This is a genomic window from Albidovulum salinarum (assembly GCF_025673475.1).
Classification (GTDB): domain Bacteria; phylum Pseudomonadota; class Alphaproteobacteria; order Rhodobacterales; family Rhodobacteraceae; genus Albidovulum; species Albidovulum salinarum.
The window spans coordinates 1-607 of sequence record NZ_JAOVQO010000074.1 but is presented as its reverse complement, the minus strand read 5'-3'; the positions used below and the strand labels follow the sequence as shown (position 1 = coordinate 607).

General features: G+C 72.0%; 1 protein-coding gene. It reads left to right on the top strand.

Annotated features, from left to right (window positions below; genetic code table 11):
- Nucleotides 1-607, top strand: a 607-nt coding sequence (locus OEZ60_RS22185) for an ATP-binding cassette domain-containing protein (protein ID WP_263341055.1), incomplete at both ends; no start/stop codon positions are given.

Genomic DNA, 607 nt, shown 5'->3' with positions numbered 1-607 from the left:
CCAATGCGCTGGCGCGGCTCGAGGCGGCGACGAGCCCGCTGATGGAGACGCTCTCGGGCTTCGCGATCGCCGCGGTGGTGGCGCTGAGCGCGGTCAGCCTCTTCGGCGACACCGCGACCACGCCGGGCGAGCTGATGTCCTTCGTCACCGCGCTGCTGATGGCCTACGAGCCGGCCAAGCGGCTGGCGCGGATGCGGGTCAGCCTCGAAAGCGGCATGGTCGGGGTCGGCATGATGTACCACATCCTCGACACGCCGATCTCGGTGACCGAGGCGCCCGAGGCGCGGCCCTTGCCGGCGGGGCCGGGCGCGGTGCGGCTCTGCGAGGTGAGCTTCGGCTACGGCAAGGACCGGCCGATCCTGCGCGGGCTCGACCTCACCTTCGAGGCCGGGCGGACGACGGCGCTGGTCGGCCCCTCGGGCGGCGGCAAGTCGACGATCATCAACCTGATCATGCGGCTCTACGACCCGACCGAGGGCCGCGTCGAGATCGACGGCTGCGACCTGCGCGAGGCCCGCTTCGCCTCGCTGCGCGACCGGATCGCCTTCGTCGGCCAGGAGACCTTCCTGTTCGCGGGCTCGGTGATGCACAACATCCGCCTCGGCCG